Raw genomic sequence first — 22,189 nt, forward strand, 5'->3', positions numbered from 1 at the left:
CCCGTCACACGGGCGTTTTCGCGACGTCCGCAATCAGTTCGACTTGCCGTGAAATCGCGCTCGGCACCGGAGCCTCGCCGCGCAGCACGGCGCTGATCCACGCGGCCGTGGTTGGCGCGTCGCGTGCTTCGGGCAAGTCGACCTCGGGCGCGCCGGGCGATGAACGCTCGTGCGGCACGCGCGTTTCGCAGATGCCGTCGTGCAGCCAGTCGACCTGCACCTGACGCCGCGTGTCGGCCACCGCTTCGCCTTCGGTGCCGCGCGCGAGCAGGGCGCCGCCTGCCGCGGCGTCCGGATGCGTGTTGAAGAGTTGCGTGAGACTGTCCCGATACGGCGGATGGGTGTAGTTCACGAGCCGCAGGCCGGCGGGGGTGAACGGCTGCAGGATTTTTACGAGCGTGTGCGTCGAATTGCGCACGCCCATGCGGCGGCGCAGCGCGAGGAGCCGCGCGAGCTTCGGTGCAAGCACGCCGATCGGTGCGAACGCGAGACGCCGCTGCGCGAGGCTGTCTTCGATATCGGCGTGGTTTTGCGCGTGGGGGATGTCCAGATGCGTGAAGATTTCCGCGCTTGTCACGCGGCCCGGATCTTCGGTGACGCCATGCAGCAGCACCGGCACGCCCTCGCGCGCCAGCAGCAACGCCAGCAACGGCACGAGATTCGGTTGCTTGCGCGCGCCGTTGTAGGTCGGGATCGAGACAGGCCGGAACGCGCCGTGTGGCAGATGAACCGGTTCGAACGACGCGTGCGCGCCGGCCAGCATCGCGGCGAGTTCGTCGGCTGTTTCGCCCTTCACGCGATAGGCGAGCAGCACCGCGCCGAGTTCGAGGTCGGACACGCGGCCGTCGAGCATGGCGTCGTAGAGCGCGCGGGTATCTTCGGCGCTCAGCGCGCGGGCGCCGTTCGGGCCGCGGCCGATTTCCTTGATGAAACGGGCGCAGGGAAAGGCGGAAGTGGCGGTGGCAGAGTCGGTCATCGGGCGCAGTGGGACGTGGTGGCGTGCCGCCGTAAGCGGTTGGCCAAGGTATTCAAAGGACGAGATTCAGTGTGAGTATCGCATCTATGGCGGTCCCGCGAGACGATGCGCCGGTGCCGCCGGCCGTGCGCGTCAATGCGCGCCGTACTTTCGTGCGCGTTAAACTCGGTGCTTTATCGCCGCGCTGGCGGCACAATTCAAAAGACGGAGAACGGGATGAGTTACGTATTTTCACCCGCACCGGTGGTCGCGGTGCCGGTCGCGGGGGCCAGCGAACAGTTCGCGGTACGCCGCATCTATTGTGTGGGCCGTAACTACGAGGCGCACGCGCGTGAGATGGGGCATGATCCCGACCGCGAACCGCCGTTCTTCTTCACCAAGCCGGCCGATGCCGTGCTGTACGTCGCACCTGGCGCAACCGGCGAATTCCCCTATCCGTCGCAATCGAATAACGTGCACTTCGAGATGGAACTGGTGGCGGCGATCGGCAAGGGCGGCAAGAACATTCCCGCTGAAAGCGCGCTCGACCACGTCTACGGCTATGCGCTGGGGCTCGACATGACGCGCCGCGATTTGCAGGCCGAGGCGAAGAAGCTGGGTCGTCCGTGGGATACCGCAAAGAGCTTCGATCACTCGGCGCCGATCGGTCCGATTCATCCGGTGACGACCGTCGGACATGTCGGCAAGGGCGCAATCTGGTTATCGGTGAACGGCGAGGAAAAGCAAAGCTCGGACGTGTCGCAACTGATCTGGTCGGTGGGCGAGACGGTCGCGTATCTGTCGACGCTGTTTGAACTGCAACCGGGCGATCTGATTTTTACCGGCACGCCGGAAGGCGTCGGCGCGGTCGTGCAGGGCGATCTGATGAAAGGCGGCGTGGACGGGCTCGGCGAGTTCAGCGTGCGGGTAGTCTGAAGACGGGCGGAGGAGACACACAACATGAAGCTCTACAGCTATTTCCGCAGCTCGGCGTCTTATCGCGTGCGTATCGCGCTGAACTTGAAGAACCTGCCGTACGACTACGTGCCGGTGCATCTCGTGCGCGACGGCGGCGAGCAGTTGAAGCCCGAGTATCGCAAGGTGAATGTGGATGGCATCGTGCCGACCTTCGTCGACGGTAACGAGGTGATACCGCAGTCGCTCGCGATCATCGAATATCTGGAAGAAACGCATCCCGAGCCGCCGTTGCTGCCGGCGGCGCCGGTCGATCGCGCGTATGTGCGCTCGGTGGCGTTGCAGGTCGCGTGCGAGATTCATCCGCTGAACAACCTGCGCGTGCTGAAGTACCTGAAGCACACGCTGTGTGTGGACGACGATGCGAAGGACGCGTGGTACCGGCATTGGGTCGAGGCGGGCTTTACGACACTCGAAGCGCATCTGGCGGGCGATTCGCGCACCGGCAAAATGTGTTTCGGCGATCAGCCGACGCTGGCCGACGCGTGTCTGATCCCGCAGGTTTTCAACGCGCAGCGTTTCAAGGTCGACACGGCGCGGTTCCCGACGATTCAACGCATCTACGATCACGCGATGCAACTCGATGCGTTCGCGCGTGCGGCGCCTGGTGTGCAGCCTGACGCGGAATGATTCCGCGGTTTGAATAAGAAGGGCGCTCCACTGAGCGCCCTTTTTGCTATTTCGCTGCGAGCGGCATGTGCGCTCAACCGCCCAGCAAGGCGTCCGAAAACTCTTCCGCGCTGAACGGCTGCAAATCCTCGACCGTTTCGCCGACGCCGATGAAGTACACCGGGATCGGACGTTGCCGTGCGATCGCCGCAAGAATGCCGCCCTTCGCCGTGCCGTCGAGCTTGGTCACGATCAGGCCGGTGAGGCCGAGCGCGTCGTCGAAAGCCTTCACCTGTGCGAGCGCGTTCTGACCGGTGTTCGCGTCGATCACCAGCAGCACTTCGTGCGGCGCGCCGTCTTGCGCCTTGCCGATCACGCGCTTCACCTTGCGCAGTTCTTCCATCAGATGCAGTTGGGTCGGCAGACGGCCGGCGGTGTCGGCCATCAGCACGTCGATCTTGCGCGCACGCGCTGCGCCGACCGCGTCGAAGATCACCGCGGCCGGATCGCCGCTTTCCTGCGACACCACCGTCACATTGTTGCGCTGGCCCCAGATCGCCAGCTGCTCGCGCGCGGCGGCGCGGAAGGTGTCGCCCGCGGCCAGCAGCACCGATTGATCGAAGCTTTGCAGATGCTTGGCGAGCTTGCCGATGCTGGTGGTTTTGCCTGCGCCGTTGACGCCGGCGATCATCATCACGAGCGGTTGCGCGCGGCCGAGCATCAGCGATTTTTCCAGCGGCTCGAGCAGGTCGATCAGCAGCGTGCGCAGCGCCGCTTTGACCTGTTGCGGGTCGGTGAGACGCTCGGTGCGCACTTTCTCACGCAGCGATTCGAGCAGGAATTCGGTGGCGTCGACGCCCGCATCGGACATCAGCAGCGCGGTTTCCAGTTCCTCGTACAAATCCTCGTCGATCTTCGTGCCGACGAAAATACCGGTCAGGCTCGAACTGGTTTTCGACAGGCCGGTTTTCAGGCGCGTGAGCCAGGAACGCTTCGCGCCCGCGTCCTGCAGCGGCGGCGGAACGATTTCGACGGTTTCCAGCTCGGCCTCAGCGGCCTGCGGCTCGTTTGCCGATGGAGCGGCCGGCGGCTGCACCTCGATGCGAACCGGGGCAGCCGGCGTCTCTATGGGTGCCTCGGGCGCCAGGGCTTCCGGAGGCGTCTGCGATTCGTCTGGCGCGTTATCGGACTCTTTCGAACCCTTGAATCGTTTGAAAAAGCTGAACATGATCTGGCGTGGTGAGAGCGCGCGCCGATGCGCGCAGCCGGCACGAAACCGGCAGGAGCGGCAGGCAGCGTTGCGATGCGGGATGCAAGGCGCTGGAAGCCGCACATTTTATCAGGCGCGCCGCTGCCCGTCGTATCGGCCGAACGGACAGGCTGGACGCGGCGCGCCCCTGTGGTAACGTTGGCGCTCCAGCCCGCTCGCATCGGCGTGACGGGCGCCTTTCCTACGTAATCGAAACTGCATGCCCCGTTCCGCATCTTCACGCGCCCACGGCGCTTCATCCAAAGGCGGCAAAGCGCGCGCCATCCGTATCATCGGCGGCGACTGGAAGCGCACGCCGCTACCCGTGCTCGATCTCGACGGCCTGCGGCCCACGCCCGACCGCGTGCGCGAAACGCTGTTCAACTGGCTTGGCCAACGTCTGGATGGCCAGCGCTGCCTCGATCTGTTCGCCGGCAGCGGCGCGCTGGGCTTCGAGGCGGCCTCGCGCGGCGCGGCACGGGTGTTGATGGTCGAGCGCAATGCGCGGGCCGCCAGCCAGCTGCGCGCGAACCAGGAGCGTCTGTCGGCGCGCATGATCGAAATCGCTGAGGCAGACGGTTTACGGCTCGCAGCAAGCCTCGCACCCGGATCGTTCGACGTGGTATTCCTCGATCCGCCGTTCGGCGACGATCTGCTCGACAAGGCGCTCGCGCTGGCCGTGCCGCTGTTGAGCGCGGGGGGCTTTCTGTATGTCGAAGCCGGCGCCGCGCTCGAGCTCGTCGAGAACGAGACGCTCGCCGGCTGGCAGATCGTGCGGCAAGGCAAAGCCGGAGCTGTCCACTTTCATTTGCTGCAGCGCGAAAATAAGGAATAATGCGCGTTCCAAAACAAGCGCCGGACGGTCTGCCGTCACGTGCGCGGTCGGTGCCAAATGCGTCACGTGGACGCTTTGACGTGCCCATTTGTCTGAAGAGAGGAGAAGTCTCATGGTAGTCGCCGTGTACCCGGGCACCTTCGACCCGCTGACGCGCGGTCACGAAGACCTCGTTCGACGCGCGTCGAGCATTTTCGACACGCTGGTGGTAGGCGTTGCCGACAGCCGCAACAAAAAGCCGTTCTTCACGCTCGAAGAGCGCCTCGACATTGCCCATGAAGTGCTTGGCCACTACCCGAACGTTCAGGTGATGAGCTTCAAGGGACTGCTAAAGGATTTCGTACGCAGCAACAACGCGCGGGTGATCGTGCGTGGCCTGCGTGCCGTCTCGGACTTCGAATATGAGTTCCAGATGGCCGGCATGAATCGTTATTTGCTGCCGGACGTCGAAACCATGTTCATGACGCCTTCCGATCAATACCAGTTCATCTCGGGCACGATCGTGCGCGAAATCGCGCAACTGGGCGGCGACGTCAGCAAATTCGTGTTCCCGTCGGTCGAAAAATGGCTGACGGAAAAGGTTGCTGCGCTGGATCAGAACAACGGTGCTTCGGCGGCGCAACCGTAACCGGCGTAAACTGCTGGTTTGACGGATCAAAGCCGGCTTCGGCCGGTGCGAAGTGAGAGAAGTATGGCCTTGATGATTACCGACGAGTGCATCAATTGCGACGTGTGCGAGCCCGAGTGCCCGAACGACGCGATTTCGATGGGCCCGGAAATCTATGTGATCGACCCGAAGAAATGCACCGAGTGTGTCGGCCATTTCGATGAGCCGCAGTGTATTCAGGTGTGTCCGGTGGAGTGCATTCCGCGCGATCCGGAGCATCTTGAGACGCCTGAGGGGTTGATGGCGAAGTACCACGCACTGCAGGCCGCCAAGGGTGCGTGATGAACGGCGAGGCGCTGGCCTCGCCGCGTTTTTTGCGCCGTCCTTCGCGCGTTCTGTTCGGGCGATGTGTTGTTACCCGACGTAAGCGCTGAAAATGTCGCGCAATGCGTTCAGCAGGATGTCGGATTCGGCGTCGGTGCCGACCGAGATCCGCAAATGCTGATCGATTCGCGCCGCCTTGAAGTGGCGCACGAAAATTTCCTTTTCCCTTAGCCGTGCCGTGAGTGTCGCCGCGTCGTACCCCTTGTGGCGCGCGAACAGCAGATTCGCCGCTGACGGCACCACCTCGAAGCCCAGCGCCGTCAGCCCCGCAGCCAGCCGCTCGCGGCTCGCAATCACTTTGGCGCAATTGGCGCGAAACCAGGCATCGTCCTCGTACGCGGCGGCAGCGGCCGCTTGCGCCAGCCGGTCGAGCGGATACGAATTGAAACTGTCCTTCACGCGGTTTAGCGCGTCGATCAACTCGGGATTGCCGAACGCGAAGCCGACACGCATTCCGGCTAGCGAACGCGACTTCGAGACCGTTTGAATCACCAGCAGATGCGCATAGCGGTCAATCAGCTTGATGGCCGATTCGGCACCGAAATCCACATAGGCCTCGTCGATCACCACGACCGAACCCGTATTGCGGGCAACGAGGCGCTCGATGTCGGCGAGCGGCAGAGGACGTCCGGTCGGCGCATTGGGATTCGGGAACAGTACGCCGCCGTTAGGCGCCGCGTAATCGTCGACATTGATCGCGAAGGTGTCGTCGAGCGCGACAGTCCGGTAGTCGACTTCGAAAAGCCGCGCGTAGGTTGGATAGAAACTGTACGTGATGTCCGGAAACAGCAGCGGCTCGTTGTGCTTCAACAACGCCTGAAAGGTGAGCGCCAGCACTTCGTCTGAACCGTTGCCCGCGAAGACCTGCTCCGGACGAATGCCGTGATACGCGGCGACGGTTTCGCGCAGCTTGCGCGCCGTCGGATCGGGATAGCGCTTGAGCGATTCGCCTGTAGCGCCCAGCTCCCGCTGGATCGCTTCGACCACGCGCGGCGACGGCGGATACGGATTCTCGTTGGTGTTCAGCTTAACCGGACGCGCGAGCGCGGGCTGTTCGCCCGGCACATACGGCGTCAGACGGTGAACGATGTCACTCCAATAGCGGCTCAAGCGAATCTCCTGTCGGTGGCAATACGGTAGCGGATGCGGATTGCAGATGGGCGGTGCGCTCAGGAATTGCGATGCAGCTGCATCATCGCGCGTTCGAGTTCGCCTTTGATGATCTGCGGCATCACGGCGAGCGCCCGTTCGATCGACGCGTCTATCGCATCCTCCTCTTCCCGTCGCGGCGGTTTCAGCACGTAACTGGCGACGTCCGGCTTGGCGCCGGCGCGCGCGCTTTCGGGAATCAGGTCGCGCGGATGGCCGATGCCGATCCGCAGCCGCCAATACTGTTGCGACGACAGATGCGCAGTGATGTCTTTCAGGCCATTGTGGCCACCGCTGCCGCCGCCGAGCTTTAGCTTGACGCTGCCTGGCGGCATATCGAGTTCGTCATGAGCGACCAGAATCTCGTCGGGGAGGATCTTGAAGAACTGCGCCACCGCCACGACCGACTGACCCGAGCGGTTCATATACGTCTGCGGTTCCAGCAGATGCACTTCTTCGCCATGAAGCCGCGCTTTCGCATAGAAACCGTGGAAGCGCCGCTCGTCGCGCAGCGTCGTGCCGGCTTCGCGCGCCAGTTGATCGACCAGCCAGAAGCCGGCGTTGTGGCGCGTCGCAGTGTATTCGGCGCCCGGATTGCCGAGCCCGACGATCAGCTTGATCATGTTTGCCTGGGTCCATCTGGCTCGGCGCCGAATGCAGCCGAGCTGAAAAAAACGAAAAAAAACCCGCCGGGGCGAACCTCGGCGGGTCACATCGACCGTTTCATTGAAACGGATCGAGAGGATTGCTCGCTCAGTGCAGCTTAAGCAGCCGGCGTTTCGCCTTCGCCCGCAGCAGCGGCGTCGCCTTCAGCGATTGCGCCAGCCGGGATCGTTGCAGCAGCGATCACCGGGTTTTCTGCTTCGACGTGAGCAACCAGTGCGACGCCTGCCGGCAGGACGATGTCCTTGGCGTGGATCGATTGGCCCGCTTCGATCTTCGCCAGGTCGACTTCGAGGAATTCCGGCAGTGCCGACGGCAGGCACTCGATTTCGATTTCGTTGAGGACGTGCGAGATCACCGCGCTCGACAGCTTCACTGCCGGGTTGGTTTCCTGGTTCATAAAGTGCAGCGGCACCTTGGTGTGCAGCTTCTTCTTCGCGTCGACGCGTTGGAAGTCCACGTGCAGCACGAGCTGACGGAACGGGTGGTATTGCACGTCGCGCAGCAGAACCTGTTGCGACTTGCCAGCGATTTCCAGATCGAGAATCGACGAATGGAAAACTTCTTTCTTCAGCGCGTGCCACAGCGCGTTGTGGTCCAGTTCGACCAATTGCGGTTCAGCACCAGCGCCATATACGATGCCCGGGGTCTTGCCCGAGTTACGCAGGCGGCGGCTCGCACCCGTACCTTGCAGGTCACGCTCGAAAGCGACTACTTTCATTTGAATCTCCAATGCACTGCCCGCGACCAGGCAGTAGAAACGGGGCCCGCAAGCCGCTATGGCTGAGGCCCCAGAACGGCGGCACAAACCTTCGTTCGTTCGTGCCGATTGTGCAAAAGCGCAGCGTGCAGATAGTGCACTACGCTGCGCCTTCGCAAATACTTAACTTTCCGCGAACAGCGACATCACCGAATCGCCGCGGCGAATCCGCGAGAACGTTTCGGCAAGCAGGCCGGCGCTGGTCAACGAACGGATCTTGGCGCACGAGCGGGCTTCTTCGCCGAGCGGGATCGTGTCCGTAACGACGAGTTCGTCCAGTGCCGAAGCTGCGATACGCTCGCCCGCACCGCCCGACAGAACCGGGTGGGTGGCGTAAGCGAACACCTGCTTCGCACCGCGTTCCTTCAAAACCTGAGCTGCCTTGCAGAGCGTGCCGGCGGTGTCGACCATGTCGTCCATGATCACGCAGGTACGGCCTTCTACTTCCCCGATGATGTTCATCACTTCGGCAACGTTCGCCTTCGGGCGGCGTTTGTCGATGATCGCCAGATCGCAATTCAGCTGCTTGGCCAATGCCCGGGCACGCACTACGCCGCCGACGTCCGGCGATACGACCAGCAGGTTCTCGTAGTTCTGCTTGCGCAGATCGCCGAGCAACACGGGCGTTGCGTAGATATTGTCGACCGGGATGTCGAAAAAGCCTTGAATCTGGTCGGCATGCAGATCCATCGTGATGATCCGCTCGACGCCGGCGATTTCCAGCATATTCGCCACGATCTTCGCCGAGATGGCGACGCGCGCCGAACGCGGGCGCCGATCTTGACGGGCATAGCCGAAGTAGGGGATGGCTGCGGTGATCCGGCCTGCGGATGCGCGCTTGAGCGCATCGACCATGATCATCAGTTCCATCAGATTGTCGTTCGCCGGCGCGCACGTGGATTGCAGGACGAAGACATCCTTGCCACGCACGTTTTCCTGAATCTCGACCTGGATTTCACCGTCCGAGAAACGGCTAACCATGGCTTTGCCGAGGGGAATACCGAGGATTTTGACGACTTCCTGTGCAAGCGCAGGATTTGCGTTGCCAGTAAAAACCATCAGGCCGTCATGGCTGCTCATCGTGCACCTACTTCAGGCTGGGGGCGAGGGGAAATGCGAGAATTTTTGGCAGGGGAGAAAGGATTCGAACCTTTGCATGCCGGAATCAAAATCCGGTGCCTTAACCAGCTTGGCGACTCCCCTACACTAACTTTGAGCTCCGCCGAACGTGGAGTTTCGTTCGACGATGCAAAACTTATGACGCGAAAGTAAAGAGTGGATGCTGATCGAGACCTGCGGCCACTGCGCTGTTCCATTCGCCAGGCAGTTTGGCTTGCGCCGCTTCTGCTTCAGCTTTACTACGGAACGCTGCAAAAACACTTGCACCTGATCCAGACATCCGCGCTGGTGCGATGTTTTCAAACCATCGCAGCACATGCGCTACTTCCGCGTACTTCCCTACGACAACCTGCTGCATGTCATTCCGGCCGAAACTTTCTGGCCAGTCAGTGTTGCAGCTAAGTTCTGCAGGAAAGTCCGTAATTCTGAGGGGTTTTGAATCTCTTGTCAACGCTTTTTCGGAAAAAATCGCTGCAGTCGGAACATGAACCCTCGGTGTCACCACTAGGAAATGGCGCGGCGGCAATTGTACAACGTCTAAAGCTTCTCCGACACCCTGTGCGAACGCATTTTTCCCAAAAATAAAAAATGGCACGTCGGCGCCGAGCTTCAACGCCAGTTCCTGCAGTTCCAGTCGCGGCAGATCGAGCTTCCATAGACGATTCAGCGCAAGCAGTGTAGTGGCCGCATCGGAGCTGCCGCCGCCGAGACCCGCGCCCATCGGCAGGCGCTTGTCGATCTCGATATCGACGCCCTCGGACGAACCCGTGTGGGCCTTCAGGAGCGTCGCTGCGCGCACGGTCAGATCGTGTTCCGGCGGGACGTCGGCGATTTCGGTGCTGCGTGTGATGAGACCGTCGTCGCGTCGCGTGAAATGCAGCGTGTCACCCCAGTCGAGCAACTGGAAGACGGTTTGCAGCGTGTGATAGCCGTCCGGCCGGCGGCCGGTGATGTGCAGGAAGAGGTTCAGCTTCGCTGGCGCGAGGCAATCGCGCAGCGAGTGGGTGGTTTCGATCATGAGTCTGGGCTACATGCGCCAACGCGGCGCCAAAGAAGAAGCGGCAAAGTTGCGCGAACGGGCGCGGCTACTGATCCAGCACGAGCTTGATGTCGAGCGGCGGTTCCGAGCGGCTCAGGTTGATGCGCTTCACGCCGGTGGCCGGCGCGTCGGCATACGCCAGGTAATCGATTGTCCAGCCGTCCTGCGTGATCTGTTTCAGGCGCGACGGCTGTTCGGGATCCTTCTCGGTCCGCGCGCGCGACGTCGGCGCTGGCGACGGCTGCAGCCAATAACGCAACCCCTCGACCGGCAGCGCAAAGCCGAGCGCGTTCTGCATCAGCGTCGAGACGTTGTCGGCGGTGAGCGGCTGGCGGTTCGGCAACTCGAGCGTGGCCGAAGCCGGCGACGAAGTCACGATCGCGAGCGTCTGGCCGAGCGGATTGCGTAATTGCAGGGTGACGGTGTCGCCGGTTTCCTGCCAGGCGAAGTTGCCGTACGCGTTGCGCTGCTGGCCGTTCTGATCGTTGTACTGGACCGCGAAGCGGCCTTGATAGGCGCGGCTCGTTTGCGTCGAGATGGACGTCGCGGCATTCGACGTGGACGGCCCTTGCGGCTTCACCGATGCACAACCAGCCAATGCGACGACCGCCGCCGCTGCAAGTCCGAGCGCCGCGCCACGCGGCGTCCGGGGAAAAGAAAACAAGCGGGAAAGACGCATCAAAGATCGTTTACCTGGAGACGTTGCAGCGTTTTAACAAGCGTGTCGTTGTCCGGTTCGAGCTTGCGCGCATCGCGGAAAGCGGCGCGAGCCTGATCCTGCGCTCCGGTTTTCCACAACACTTCGCCGAGGTGCGCGCCGATTTCGGCATTCGGCTGGATGTCGTAGGCCTTGCGCAGCAGCTTGATCGCGTCCGACGTATTGCCCATCCGGTACTTGACCCAACCGACGCTGTCCATGATGAACGCGTCGTTCGGCGCCAGCGACGAAGCCTTCTCGACCAGACTGTTCGCTTCCGCGAGGCGCTGATTGCGATCGGCCAGCGAATAGCCGAGTGCGTTATACGCCTGCGGATTGTCCGGCTGCGTCTGGATGAGCTTGCGAAGTTGCGCCTCCATGACATCGTAATGGCCGGTCTTTTCTGCGGCCATGGCGTAGTCGTAGGTCAGATCGGGGTCGTCCGGGAAATTCGCGGTGGCTTTTTGCAGGGCAGCTTCCGCCTCGGGGTAGCGTTTCGCATCGAACAGGAACGCCGAGTCGGTGCGCGCGATCAGCGCCTGGTCGCGCGGATCGCGCGACTGCAGGCCGGCCAGCAGGTTGCGGGCGTCTTCGGTCTTGCCCTGCTTGGCGAGCAATTGCGCGCGCGTGATCTGCGCCGGCATGTATTGCTGGCTCGACGGGGAAATCTTGTTCAGCCAGTCGCCCGCTGCCGCTTCGTTCTTCTGCTCGAGCGACAGTTGCGCAAGGTAGATGTACGCCTGGCCCGGATCGGCGCCCGGCGTTTTTTCCGCTTGCTGCGCGTACTGGGTGAGGTACGTCTGCGCGTTGGCGAAATTCTTTTGCTGGATCTTGATCAGCGCGAGCGCCATCAGCGGCGTGAGGTCCTTCGCGTTGTTCTTGTGCATGATCTCGAATTGCTTCTGCGCATCGTCCAGACGATCGCTCGCGAGATACATCTGCGCGAGCGCGAGACGCGCGTCATGCGATTTCGGATTCTGCTGCACATACTTTTCGAGCGACGCAATGCCTTCCTTGCGCTCCTCCGGGCCCATCTGCGAGAGCATCAGCGCGGCCGGCAGATAGTCGGGCTTGAGCGTCAGCGCCTGTTCGAGCGACTTGCGCGCGCCCGGCGCGTCGTCCGAAACGAGCTGCTGACGCGCAATGGCCAGTTGCGCTTCGGGCCGGTTCAGGTCGTTCTTCAGCAGGTCTTGCAGAACGTGCAAGCCGCCGATCCGGTTCGGACCGCGCGATAGCAGCAGTTGCAGCGCGAGAATCGCACTGCCGCGATTCTCGGCGGGCACCTTTGCCAGTTCGCTTGCGAGGATCGACGCGGCGTCGTCAGGTTTGCCGGACAGCACGAGCAGCGACGCGTCGAGTTGCGCGGCGCGTTCCGAGTTCGGCGCATACTGCTGCCACAATTGCGCGGCGGCTAACGCGTCCGACGGGCTCTGCGCGGCCAGCGCGATTTCGGTGGCGCGTTGCGCCATGCGCGGATCGTGCGTGTCGCGCGCGAGCGCGAGGTAGGTCTGGTAGGCGGGCGCCGGCTGGTCGCGTTGCAATGCGACTTCGGCGGCGAGCACCTGGAATACGATCTGGCTCGACAGCGCGACGTTCGGCAAAGACTTCTGGTCTTCCGCCGACGCAGGGCCGAGCGGGTCCGGCAAGGTGACGGAGGTGTCATCCGAATCCGGCGAGGGGTCCTGCGCGTGCGCGGGCACGGCAGCCAGCGCCCAGACGGCGAGCGCGGCCGCGCCGAGCATCCGGCGCGCGGAGACAGCGTGCGGCACGCGCGATGCGTTGGCCGGGCGCTTCGAAAACAGCTTCACGAAGGACAAGTTCATGGAAATCCGTTCAATGTTTCGGACGATTGTAACGCGCTCGCTACAATACGCGCACAACCACTCACGCAAGTTGCAGACCAGTTAGATATGCCAGAGTTGCCAGAAGTTGAGGTTACCCGACGGGGAATCGAACCGTATGTGTCCGGGCGCAAGGTTGAACGCGTCGACGTGCGTACGTCCGCGCTGCGCTGGCCGATTCCGGCGGACCTTGCGAAAACCTTGCGTGGCCATGTGGTGCGCAAGGTCGAGCGGCGCGGCAAGTACCTGCTGTTCGAAATCGACGCCGGCTGGTTCATCGTGCATCTGGGCATGACCGGCACGCTGCGGGTGCTGCGCCACGTGCCGCGCCCGCCGGACGCGGCGAAACATGACCACATCGACTGGATTTTCGACGAATTCATTCTGCGCTACCGCGATCCGCGGCGCTTCGGCGCGGTGCTGTGGCATCCGCGCGAAGCCGGCGACGTGCTCGAGCATCCGCTGCTCGCGGGCTTGGGCGTGGAGCCGTTTTCGCCGGCGTTCTCCGGCGCGCTGATGCATCGGCTGACGCGCGGGCGCAAAGTGTCGGTGAAGCAGGTGCTGCTGGCGGGGGAAATCGTGGTCGGCGTGGGCAATATTTACGCGTCCGAGAGTCTGTTTCGCGCCGGCATTCGACCCACCACCGCGGCGGGCCGCGTCTCGCTGGTTCGATACGATCTGCTGGCGGACGCGGTGCGCGTGACGCTCGCCGCGGCGATCGAGAAGGGCGGCAGCACGCTGCGCGATTTCGTCGGCAGTGACGGCGAGAGCGGTTACTTCCAGCTCGACTATTTCGTCTATGATCGCGCGGGGCTGCCATGCCGCGTGTGTGGAACGCCGATCAAACAGATTGTGCAGGGGCAGCGTTCCACGTATTTCTGTCCGACCTGCCAGCGCTAATTTTTCGATGCCCTCTCGCTTAACTCCGTCCGCCGCACCCGCCGCGTCAACTTTTCCGGCCTTGTCCGATTTTTCCGCACGGCTGATCGCCTGGCAGCGCCGGCATGGCCGTCACGACCTGCCGTGGCAGAACACGCGTGATCCGTATCGCATCTGGCTGTCGGAAATCATGCTGCAACAGACCCAGGTGTCGACGGTGATTCCGTACTACGCGAAGTTTCTGGCACGTTTTCCGGATGTCGCCGCGCTCGCCGCAGCGCCGATCGACGACGTGATGGCGCTATGGGCCGGCCTCGGCTACTACACGCGCGCTCGCAATCTGCATCGCTGCGCGCAGGCGGTGGTCGAGCAGCATGGCGGCGCGTTTCCGGCGTCGGTCGACGAACTGGCGGAGTTGCCCGGCATCGGCCGCTCGACCGCGGCGGCGATCGCGTCGTTCGCATTCGGCGCGCGCGCGACGATTCTCGACGGCAACGTGAAGCGGGTTCTGGCGCGCGTATTCGGCGTCGAAGGCTTTCCCGGCGAGAAGAAAGTCGAGAACGCGATGTGGACGCTGGCGGAATCGCTGCTGCCGTCGAATGCATCGGACGACGACGTCAGCGCCTACACGCAAGGTCTGATGGACCTTGGGGCGACGCTGTGCGTGCGCGGCAAGCCGGATTGCCTGCGCTGCCCGTTTGCGGTCGATTGCGTGGCGAACGTGACGGGACGCCAGCGCGAGTTGCCCACGGCGCGGCCCAGGAAAACGGTGCCGACGCGCCACACGTGGATGCTGGTGCTGCGCGACGGCAACGCCGTGATGCTGGAAAAACGCCCGCCGTCGGGCATCTGGGGCGGCTTGTGGAGTTTGCCCGAAGCCGCCGACGAAGCCGCACTCGCCGAGCGGGTGCGCGACTTCGGCGGCGATGCAGCGGTCTCGCCGCTCGCACCGCTCACGCACGTATTCACGCATTTCAGGCTGGATATCGAGCCGCGGCTGGCGGAACTGAACCGCGGTGTGGGCGCGCCGGCCGCGTTAGGCGATGCGGACACCGCGTGGGTCGCGCTAAGCGATCTCGATGCGTTCGGCGTGCCCGCCCCCGTGCGCAAACTGCTGGACGGCTTGCAAGGCTCACTGCTGTAAAGGCGGCGGTTCTTACAGCAGTTGATGTTGCTGCATGTAGTGATGAACCACGTCGATTCGCGCGCCGGCGTCCTGCAATTCCATCAGTTTCTGACGGGCGCGCAGCGCAATCGGCAACACCTCGGCGAGACGGTTCGACACCCATGACGGGTCGTCGAGCCTGAACGGTTCGACGAACGGCAAGCTTTCCGGATCGCGTTCGCAAATCGTCGCGATGATCCGTTCGAGCACCTCGGCGCACGCGCCGAATTTGGCCAGATGCTGATTGCCTTCGAGCGGCATGTCGTCGCCGAGCGGCTCGGCCATGCCGACCAGCAAGCCGCTGCTTTCCACGCGATGCGACAGGAGGCGGAAGCGCTTCGTGCCGCGCGCGCGAATCAGCAGCATGCCGAAGGCTTCGACGTCGCACTCTTCGATTTCGGCGAGACAGCCGATTGCTTCGGGCACTGAAGGCTCTTCGGCGCGCGCCACTTCGGCGCCGCTTTTCAGCAGACACACGCCGAACGGCGTTTTGTCACGCAGACAGTCGCGCGCCATGTCGAGGTAGCGCGCCTCGAAGATTTTCAGGGGCAGCAGCCCGTCGGGAAACAGCACCGTATGCAGCGGAAACAGCGGCACATCGGCAAGCACAGTAAAAGTGGTAGACATGGCGCAACGCTTCGAGATGAGGCCGCGCGACGCGGCCGGTTAAGCCACTAGCTTTGATGATTCGCCGATGTCGACCGGCGCATCGCGGTGCCGCACAATCACATTCGCCTGACTTGCGAGACGCGCGGCGAGCGTCTCCGCAATGAACACCGAGCGGTGCTGGCCGCCCGTGCAACCGATCGCGACGGTTAGATAACTGCGGTTGTCGTCGCGGAAGTGCGGCAGCCATTTGGCGAGAAACTTCTCAATGTCGTCGATCATTTCGTGAACGACCGGCAGCGCATCGAGAAAATCCATCACAGGCTTATCGAGGCCCGTAAGTGGCCTTAATTCATGATCGTAGTACGGGTTCGGCAGCGTGCGTACGTCGAACACGAAATCGGCATCGAGCGGCACGCCGCGTTTGAAGCCGAACGATTCGAACATCAGCACGAGACCCGAATGCTCCTGCTCGATGAAGCGCTTGACCCATGCGCGCAGCACGTTCGCGCGCAGATTGCTGGTGTCGATCTGATGGCCGAACTCGGCAAGACCCGCCACAAGTTCGCGTTCGCGTTCGATCGCTTCGGCGAGCGACGTCAGCAAGCCGACGTCCGCGTCGTGCGCGGTCGAACCGGACAGCGGATGCCGGCGGCGTGTTTCGGAGAAGCGCTGAATCAGCGATTGAGTGCTTGCGTTGAGGAACAGGACGCGCACGTCGTGGGCGCGCGACAGGTCGCGGATCATCGCGGGCATTTCGTCGAGCGAAGCGCTCGAGCGCGCGTCGATGGCGACCGCAAGGCGGTCTTGCCCGTCCTCGGCGAGATAGTTGGCCAGTTGCGGCAGAAAACGCGGCGGCAAATTGTCGACGCAGTAATAACCCGCGTCTTCAAGCGCGTTCAGGGCAACTGACTTGCCGGAGCCGGAAATACCGGTGATCAGGATTATGCGCATGGAGTCGTGAAATCCGTACATTTCATCATAGCATCTGGTCCCCGTGCGCGCGCCCCGCAGCCCACCGTTGGCCGCGAAGCGTGGCGCGGCGGCGCAAACTCAGATCAATTTGCCGGGAAACTGACTGTCGGGATCCTGCATCGCAAGACGCTGGCGATCCATGAAGTCGCGCAATGTATCGATGCCGCGCAGTTGCAGGATCGTGTTGCGTACCGCCGCTTCGACCAGCACCGCGAGGTTGCGGCCGGCCGCCACCTGAATCGTGACTTTGCTGATCGGAAGGCCGAGCACGTCGACAGTTTGGCTTTCGAGCGGCAGCCGCTGGAATTCGCCGTCAGGACGGCGCACCAGCTGCACGATCAGCTTCAGCTTCATTTTGCGGCGCACCGCGGTTTCGCCGAAGATCGTCTTGATGTCGAGCAGGCCAAGGCCGCGCACTTCGAGCAGGTTTTGCAGCAGCGGCGGGCAGCGCCCTTCGACGAAATCAGGACCGAGGCGCACGAAATCCACCGCGTCATCGGCCACGAGACCATGGCCGCGGCTGATCAGTTCCAGCCCGAGTTCGCTTTTGCCAAGGCCGGAGTCGCCGGTGAGCAGGACGCCCATGCCGAGGATGTCGAGAAATACGCCGTGCAGCGTGGCGCGCGGCGCGAGAATGCGCGACATATAGAGGCGCAGGCTGTCGATCACCGCGGCGGCGGACATCGGCGTGGTGAAGAGTGGCGTGGACGAGCGCGTGCAGCGCAGCACCAGCTCCGGCGGCGCGGCTACGCCGCCCGCCACCACCAGAAACGGCGGCTCCAACGCGATTAGCTCGGCCATGTGGCGCGAGCGGTCTTCGTCGGTTTGACGCTTGTAGTAGTCGATTTCGGCGTCGCCGAGCACCTGAATCCGGTTCGGGTGGATCAGGTTCAAGTGGCCGACAAGATCGGCGCTCGACGTGGCATTGGCGACCGATTCCGAAGAAAAGCCGCGTTCCCAGCCTTCATGCCCCGTCAGCCAGCTCAGTTTCAGCGCGGCTGCGTTGTCGTCGAAAATGCTCTGGGCGTTGATGCTGGACGTATCCATGAGTCAGTGACTCCAGTGTGGGCCGCTTGCCCGGCAAGGCGCGGCTGCGCTCACGCGCAGCGCGCCATGCAGGGCTGAACCCGCGCGTTCGCGGGTAACCGGCGTGCGGATAACCGCCGATGCATCAAGGTTGCCACTGAGTGAGCAGGCGATGCAACGCTTCGCGATTTTCTTCCGTGTGCAGCCGCTCGCGGGCTTCGCGATCGGACAGCAACTGGGCAATTTCCGAAAGAATTTCGAGGTGCTGCTGGGTGGCCTGTTCAGGCACCAGCAGGAAGATCAGCAGCGAAACCGGCTGACCGTCCGGCGATTCGAAGGGGATAGGCTCGGCGAGGCGGACAAACGCGGCGAGCGGCTGCTTCAAGCCTTTGATCCGGCCATGCGGAATCGCGACGCCTTCACCAAGCCCGGTCGATCCGAGGCGCTCGCGCGCAAACAGATTGTCAGTGACCGTGCTGCGGGCGATGCCGTTCTGGTTCTCGAAGATCAGGCCCGCTTGCTCGAACACGCGTTTCTTGCTGGTGACCGATAGTCCGACGACGACGTTCTCGAGGGGAAGAAATTTGGCTAAACGATTCATGTTGACAGGCGAAAACGTGGCCTGGTTTCTCCTCGCTGGGGCGTTTGAGTGGTGTTCCATTCGTTTTGATGCTCACGGCGATGTGCATTGGAGTCCGAAAGCGCAGGACTCCGGTCGACCGACTTCCCTTTGAGCTCGCTTGACCCCGATGGTAACCGGAACATTATAGAACAGGGTAGCTGTGGATGGTGCGGCGCGCCATCGCCCGGCGTATGCGTTTGTTAGATGGGGGCAACGGCCGCCGCGTTGGGGAGCGGGAGGTGGCTCATAAGCGGTTCAATGCGGCTCAAAAAGCGGCCCGGAAACGAAAAACCGCCCGGTTCCGGGCGGTTTAGCTGGGTAAGGAAAGCCTTCCTTATTGCGGCGGCACGTCCACTTGCGGTGCCAGCGGCTGGTACTTGATCGCCTCGTGCTGATGGCCCTGCAGACGATCCTTATGGCGTATCACTTGCCGGTCGAGCTTGTCGATCATCAGATCGATCGCAGCGTAGAGATCGCTGTCACAGCTCTCGACAAAGATATCTTTGCCCTTCAAATGCAGGTTGATTTCAACCTTTTGACGCTTTTCCTTTTCCGTGTGGTTGTCGACCGAGAGGACCACACTGCCGTCGATGACCTGATCAAAATGTCTTAGCACCCTATCCAGTTTGGTGATCACGTATTCGCGCAACGCAGGCGTTACTTCGAGGTGGTGTCCACTGATCTGCAGATTCATAGTGCTTCTCCAAGCTAGATGCCGCTTGTTCCGCACGATGACGTAGGTCCGGTCGATTGTCGGCTTGCCTGAGTCGCCCCCCGGTGACTGACTGCTGGCAGGTCGCATCGGCCGGCCTTTCCGCCAACTGCGGAGCGGCCGGTAAATGCCCGCCACAGAAGGCGACGGGCTACAGAGACTTGCGCAGGTTGACTGCCGGAATCTTGAGCGCTTCGCGGTACTTCGCAACGGTACGCCGTGCGACCACGAAGCCCTGTTCCGCCAGCAGTTCGGCTATGCGGCTGTCTGAAAGAGGAGATTTCGGGTTTTCCGCTCCTATCAGTTGCTTGATGAGCGCGCGAATCGCCGTGGAGGAGGCCGCGCCACCCGTGTCGGTTGAGACGTGTGATCCGAAGAAGTACTTAAATTCAAGCGTCCCGAATGGGGTCAGCATGTATTTACCGGTTGTCACACGCGAGACAGTCGACTCGTGTAGGCCCAGCGTATCAGCAATTTCCCGCAAAACCAAGGGGCGCATGGCAATTTCGCCGTGCACAAAAAAGCTCTTTTGACGCTCTACAATGGCTTGCGCGACCCTGAGGATCGTCTCGAAACGCTGCTGGATATTCTTGATCAGCCAGCGCGCTTCCTGCAGTTGCTGGCGCAACGATCCGCTGCCCGGATCGCCCCGGTTATTGCGCAGAATATTCGCGTACAGATGGTTGATCCGCAGCTTCGGCACGACTTCCGGGTTCAGTTCCGCCAGCCAGCCCTGTGCCGTTTTGCGCACCATGATGTCCGGCACGACATAGTCCGCTTCCGCCTTGCCGTAAGCGGCGCCGGGAAACGGCTCGAGCGAGCGGATCAACAGATGCGCATCGCGCAGGTCGTCGTCGCTGGCCTTCAGATGCTTGCGCAGGCGCGTGAAGTCGCGCGCGGCGAGCAGTTCCAGATGGTGGGCGACGATGTCCAGTGCAAGCGTGCGGGTAGGCGAGCCGTCGAGCCGCAGCAATTGCAGCTTCAGGCATTCGGACGCGGAGCGCGCGCCGACACCCGCCGGGTCGAAACTATGCAGCAGCGCGAGCGCGGCGTTCAGTTCGTCGAGATCGACTTCGAGCTCTTCGGGCAGGTCGGCCAGCACTTCTTCCAGCGTGGCGGTGAGGTAGCCGTCGTCGTCGAGCGATTCGATCAGGAAGGTAATCAGCGCGCGGTCGCGCTGGCCCGCCTGGGTGACGCGCAATTGCGCCATCAGGTGATCGCGCAGCGAGGTGCTCGATTCGTGGATTTGCAGCGGCGGCAGATCGTCGTCGTCCGAGGCGTTGCCGGAGCGGCCGTAGTCGTCGAGATTCCATTGCGACGCGTCGCCGTTGCCCTCTCCCGAAAGCCCGTTATATTCGTCGACGCCCTGCGGCTCGCCATTCTCGGCGCGCTCGCTGCCGCTGGTGGACGACGAAGTATTGCCGCCCATCTGGTCGGGCGGCGCGGAGGAGTTGGGCGCCTGGGCGATCAATGAGCCGTCGGCCGCCACGCGCAGGGGGCTCGCGATCCAGTCGTCCTCGTTTTCGAGGAGCGGATTCTGCGAGATCGCCATTGCGACTTCCTGCTGCAGTTCGAGCGTAGACAGCTGAAGCAGCCGGATGGACTGCTGCAGTTGCGGGGTCAGCGCAAGATGCTGCGATAGGCGGAGTTGGAGGCTGGCTTTCATGGCAAGTTGAGATTCATTGTAGAGAGTTTGCCACGACCGCGATACCTTGCGACATTCGCAATAACGTGTGCGCCGGTTTTGGGCGGCGCAGGGCGCGGGACGGCCCCGGTCAAAAATGCTGATGTGCGGCTGCCGCAAAGGACCGGCGGAGCAGGCGCGCCCGCTCCGCCGGTAATCCCTTGTGTACTTACATGCGGAAGTGCTCGCCCAGATAGACGCGCCGCACGCTTTCGTTTTCGATGATGTCGCTCGGCGCACCGGCGGCCAGCACGCTGCCGTCGCTGATGATGTAGGCGTGATCGCAGATGCCGAGCGTTTCGCGCACGTTGTGGTCGGTAATGAGCACGCCGATATTGCGCTGCTTCAGGAATTTGACGATCTTCTGGATTTCCAACACCGCGATCGGATCGACGCCCGCGAACGGTTCGTCGAGCAGAATGAAGCCCGGATTGGTGGCCAGCGCGCGGGCGATTTCAACCCGGCGCCGCTCGCCGCCGGACAGCGACAGCGCCGGATTTTCGCGCAGGTGAGCGATCTGCAGTTCGTCAAGCAACGCTTCGGTGCGGCCGGTAATGGTGTCTTTCGAGAGCCGCTTGCCGTTGTCTTCGTGCTGCAACTCCAGCACCGCGCGAATGTTTTCTTCGACGGTGAGCTTGCGGAACACGGAGGCTTCCTGCGGCAGATACGACAAGCCCAGCGAGGCGCGCTTGTGGATCGGCAGCAGGCTGATCGACTTGCCGTCCAGATCGATTTCGCCCGCATCGAGCGGCACGAGGCCGACGATCATATAAAACGAGGTGGTCTTGCCGGCCCCGTTCGGGCCGAGCAGGCCAACCACTTCGCCGCTTTTGACGTCGAGCGACACGTCTTTGACGACCGTGCGCGAGCCGTAACGCTTTTTCAGGTTGCGCACCGCCAGTGAACTGCTGGTGCCGGCCGGCTTGCGATTGGGGAGGGACGCGGAGGTGCTCACTGGTTCGGCGCTCCCTGGATCGTGGTGGACGGCGCGAGCGTGGCCGATGCGCCGTTCAGCGGCGCCGGGCCGCCATTGCGCGGCGACAGCATTGCGCGCACGCGGCCGTTCGGATTGCCCGGGCCGGCGACGTCCTTGCCCGCCTTCGCAGTGTAGAAGTCGTTCTGACCGTCATACGTAATGACGCTGCCGTGCACCTGGTCCATCACCGTCGAGAGGCCTTGCAGGCGCTTCACGGTGGCGTTGGTGATCAGCGTGGTCAGGTCCTGCTTGCCGTCGTAGTCGATACGGATTGCCGTGCCTTCGATGTATTCGTCGAGGCCTTCGCGTTTCTGGCGGAAATACGACAGATTACCGCCCGACGACGTACCAGTGGCGTACTGATAGCCCTGCGGGTCTTGCGTCACTTCGACCCGATCGGCCTTGATCACGATCGTTCCTTTGGTGGCGACCACGTGGCCGGTGAAGATGTTGACCTGCTTGAGGTCGTCGTAAGTCATGTTGTCCGCTTCGATATTCAGCGGCTTGTCCTTGTCGGCGCGGTCCGCGTGCGCGAGCGGCGCGAAGCCGGCGAGCGGCAACGCGACGATCAGCGCAGCGAGTCCGGCGCGGCACGCGGACAGGGGGCGCGGGCGGCCGGTATCAAAACGGGGGAACGATTCATTCATGCAGTCACGCCTGGA

General features: G+C 62.7%; 24 protein-coding genes and 1 tRNA gene. 7 read left to right on the plus strand and 18 right to left on the minus strand.

Annotation, left to right across the window (positions count from 1 at the left end):
- Positions 1 to 4: 4 nt before the first annotated feature.
- Positions 5 to 976: a DNA-binding protein YbiB gene (gene ybiB / locus AC3WLT_RS11100; RefSeq protein ID WP_492591923.1), complete on the minus strand. Its 972-nt coding sequence runs from the start codon at positions 974 to 976 to the stop codon at positions 5 to 7.
- Between the two features lie 216 nt (positions 977 to 1,192).
- Between ybiB and AC3WLT_RS11105 the strand changes: the two genes are divergently transcribed.
- Together AC3WLT_RS11105 and maiA are read left to right on the plus strand one after the other, a co-directional pair.
- Positions 1,193 to 1,891 (plus strand): fumarylacetoacetate hydrolase family protein, encoded by a 699-nt coding sequence (locus AC3WLT_RS11105; protein ID WP_492591924.1) that lies wholly within the window; start codon positions 1,193 to 1,195, stop codon positions 1,889 to 1,891.
- Between the two features lie 24 nt (positions 1,892 to 1,915).
- A complete protein-coding gene (maiA, locus tag AC3WLT_RS11110; RefSeq protein ID WP_492591925.1) occupies positions 1,916 to 2,560 on the plus strand; it encodes a maleylacetoacetate isomerase in 645 nt (214 codons plus the stop codon).
- Between the two features lie 73 nt (positions 2,561 to 2,633).
- Here the strand turns inward: maiA and ftsY are convergent, their stop codons facing one another.
- The gene (gene ftsY, locus AC3WLT_RS11115; protein ID WP_492591926.1) at positions 2,634 to 3,767 is read right to left on the minus strand and encodes a signal recognition particle-docking protein FtsY; all 1,134 of its coding nucleotides are present in this window, start codon (positions 3,765 to 3,767) and stop codon (positions 2,634 to 2,636) included.
- Between the two features lie 241 nt (positions 3,768 to 4,008).
- On the opposite strand from ftsY, the gene rsmD reads away from it, so the two are divergent.
- The 3 genes from rsmD to AC3WLT_RS11130 all read left to right on the plus strand — a co-directional run bounded on the left by rsmD (position 4,009) and on the right by AC3WLT_RS11130 (position 5,572).
- Positions 4,009 to 4,623, plus strand: a complete 615-nt coding sequence (gene rsmD / locus AC3WLT_RS11120; RefSeq protein ID WP_492591927.1) for a 16S rRNA (guanine(966)-N(2))-methyltransferase RsmD — start codon at positions 4,009 to 4,011, stop codon at positions 4,621 to 4,623.
- A gap of 112 nt (positions 4,624 to 4,735) precedes the next feature.
- Entirely contained in the window at positions 4,736 to 5,251 is a 516-nt protein-coding gene (gene coaD / locus AC3WLT_RS11125; RefSeq protein ID WP_492591928.1) for a pantetheine-phosphate adenylyltransferase, read from the plus strand.
- A 63-nt stretch (positions 5,252 to 5,314) separates the two neighbouring features.
- Complete coding sequence (locus AC3WLT_RS11130; protein ID WP_064266587.1) at positions 5,315 to 5,572, plus strand: YfhL family 4Fe-4S dicluster ferredoxin; 258 nt, start codon at positions 5,315 to 5,317, stop codon at positions 5,570 to 5,572.
- Between the two features lie 72 nt (positions 5,573 to 5,644).
- Here the strand turns inward: AC3WLT_RS11130 and hisC are convergent, their stop codons facing one another.
- From hisC to AC3WLT_RS11170, 8 genes are all read right to left on the minus strand, one after another.
- Positions 5,645 to 6,724, minus strand: coding sequence for a histidinol-phosphate transaminase (hisC, locus tag AC3WLT_RS11135; protein ID WP_492591929.1), 1,080 nt, complete (start codon positions 6,722 to 6,724; stop codon positions 5,645 to 5,647).
- Positions 6,725 to 6,783: 59 nt separating this feature from the next.
- Positions 6,784 to 7,386 (minus strand): aminoacyl-tRNA hydrolase, encoded by a 603-nt coding sequence (gene pth, locus AC3WLT_RS11140; protein WP_492591930.1) that lies wholly within the window; start codon positions 7,384 to 7,386, stop codon positions 6,784 to 6,786.
- 140 nt (positions 7,387 to 7,526) lie between these two features.
- Entirely contained in the window at positions 7,527 to 8,147 is a 621-nt protein-coding gene (locus AC3WLT_RS11145; RefSeq protein ID WP_492591931.1) for a 50S ribosomal protein L25/general stress protein Ctc, read from the minus strand.
- Positions 8,148 to 8,309: 162 nt separating this feature from the next.
- A complete protein-coding gene (locus tag AC3WLT_RS11150; RefSeq protein ID WP_006048037.1) occupies positions 8,310 to 9,266 on the minus strand; it encodes a ribose-phosphate pyrophosphokinase in 957 nt (318 codons plus the stop codon).
- 46 nt (positions 9,267 to 9,312) lie between these two features.
- Positions 9,313 to 9,389, minus strand: a tRNA-Gln gene (locus AC3WLT_RS11155).
- A gap of 52 nt (positions 9,390 to 9,441) precedes the next feature.
- On the minus strand, positions 9,442 to 10,323 hold the full coding sequence (gene ispE / locus AC3WLT_RS11160; RefSeq protein ID WP_492591932.1) for a 4-(cytidine 5'-diphospho)-2-C-methyl-D-erythritol kinase: 882 nt from the start codon (positions 10,321 to 10,323) through the stop codon (positions 9,442 to 9,444).
- 67 nt (positions 10,324 to 10,390) lie between these two features.
- Positions 10,391 to 11,023 carry a lipoprotein insertase outer membrane protein LolB gene (lolB, locus tag AC3WLT_RS11165; RefSeq protein ID WP_492591933.1) on the minus strand — a complete coding sequence of 211 codons (633 nt, stop codon included), beginning with the start codon at positions 11,021 to 11,023 and terminating at the stop codon, positions 10,391 to 10,393.
- Positions 11,023 to 12,864: a tetratricopeptide repeat protein gene (locus AC3WLT_RS11170; RefSeq protein ID WP_492591934.1), complete on the minus strand. Its 1,842-nt coding sequence runs from the start codon at positions 12,862 to 12,864 to the stop codon at positions 11,023 to 11,025. Before AC3WLT_RS11170 ends, lolB begins: the two co-directional genes overlap by 1 nt.
- A gap of 87 nt (positions 12,865 to 12,951) precedes the next feature.
- Here AC3WLT_RS11170 and mutM point away from each other — a divergent pair, with 87 nt between their 5' ends.
- Positions 12,952 to 13,782 (plus strand): bifunctional DNA-formamidopyrimidine glycosylase/DNA-(apurinic or apyrimidinic site) lyase, encoded by an 831-nt coding sequence (gene mutM, locus AC3WLT_RS11175; RefSeq protein WP_492591935.1) that lies wholly within the window; start codon positions 12,952 to 12,954, stop codon positions 13,780 to 13,782.
- Between the two features lie 7 nt (positions 13,783 to 13,789).
- Positions 13,790 to 14,905, plus strand: a complete 1,116-nt coding sequence (gene mutY, locus AC3WLT_RS11180) for an A/G-specific adenine glycosylase (protein ID WP_492591936.1) — start codon at positions 13,790 to 13,792, stop codon at positions 14,903 to 14,905.
- A gap of 12 nt (positions 14,906 to 14,917) precedes the next feature.
- Here the strand turns inward: mutY and AC3WLT_RS11185 are convergent, their stop codons facing one another.
- From AC3WLT_RS11185 to lptA, 8 genes are all read right to left on the minus strand, one after another.
- Positions 14,918 to 15,553: an LON peptidase substrate-binding domain-containing protein gene (locus AC3WLT_RS11185; protein WP_492591937.1), complete on the minus strand. Its 636-nt coding sequence runs from the start codon at positions 15,551 to 15,553 to the stop codon at positions 14,918 to 14,920.
- Between the two features lie 39 nt (positions 15,554 to 15,592).
- A complete protein-coding gene (rapZ, locus tag AC3WLT_RS11190) occupies positions 15,593 to 16,486 on the minus strand; it encodes an RNase adapter RapZ (protein ID WP_492576445.1) in 894 nt (297 codons plus the stop codon).
- Positions 16,487 to 16,585: 99 nt separating this feature from the next.
- A complete protein-coding gene (gene hprK / locus AC3WLT_RS11195) occupies positions 16,586 to 17,554 on the minus strand; it encodes an HPr(Ser) kinase/phosphatase (protein ID WP_115099570.1) in 969 nt (322 codons plus the stop codon).
- Positions 17,555 to 17,678: 124 nt separating this feature from the next.
- Positions 17,679 to 18,194 (minus strand): PTS IIA-like nitrogen regulatory protein PtsN, encoded by a 516-nt coding sequence (gene ptsN / locus AC3WLT_RS11200; protein ID WP_115099571.1) that lies wholly within the window; start codon positions 18,192 to 18,194, stop codon positions 17,679 to 17,681.
- A 295-nt stretch (positions 18,195 to 18,489) separates the two neighbouring features.
- Complete coding sequence (gene hpf, locus AC3WLT_RS11205; protein WP_492591938.1) at positions 18,490 to 18,849, minus strand: ribosome hibernation-promoting factor, HPF/YfiA family; 360 nt, start codon at positions 18,847 to 18,849, stop codon at positions 18,490 to 18,492.
- 169 nt (positions 18,850 to 19,018) lie between these two features.
- Positions 19,019 to 20,533, minus strand: coding sequence for an RNA polymerase factor sigma-54 (locus AC3WLT_RS11210; RefSeq protein ID WP_492591976.1), 1,515 nt, complete (start codon positions 20,531 to 20,533; stop codon positions 19,019 to 19,021).
- 187 nt (positions 20,534 to 20,720) lie between these two features.
- Positions 20,721 to 21,506, minus strand: a complete 786-nt coding sequence (gene lptB / locus AC3WLT_RS11215) for an LPS export ABC transporter ATP-binding protein (RefSeq protein ID WP_492591939.1) — start codon at positions 21,504 to 21,506, stop codon at positions 20,721 to 20,723.
- The gene (gene lptA / locus AC3WLT_RS11220) at positions 21,503 to 22,174 is read right to left on the minus strand and encodes a lipopolysaccharide transport periplasmic protein LptA (protein WP_492591940.1); all 672 of its coding nucleotides are present in this window, start codon (positions 22,172 to 22,174) and stop codon (positions 21,503 to 21,505) included. The genes lptB and lptA overlap by 4 nt, the downstream gene beginning before the upstream one ends.
- Positions 22,175 to 22,189 lie beyond the last annotated feature (15 nt).

Source organism: Paraburkholderia sp. FW306-2-2C-D06C, assembly GCF_058781505.1.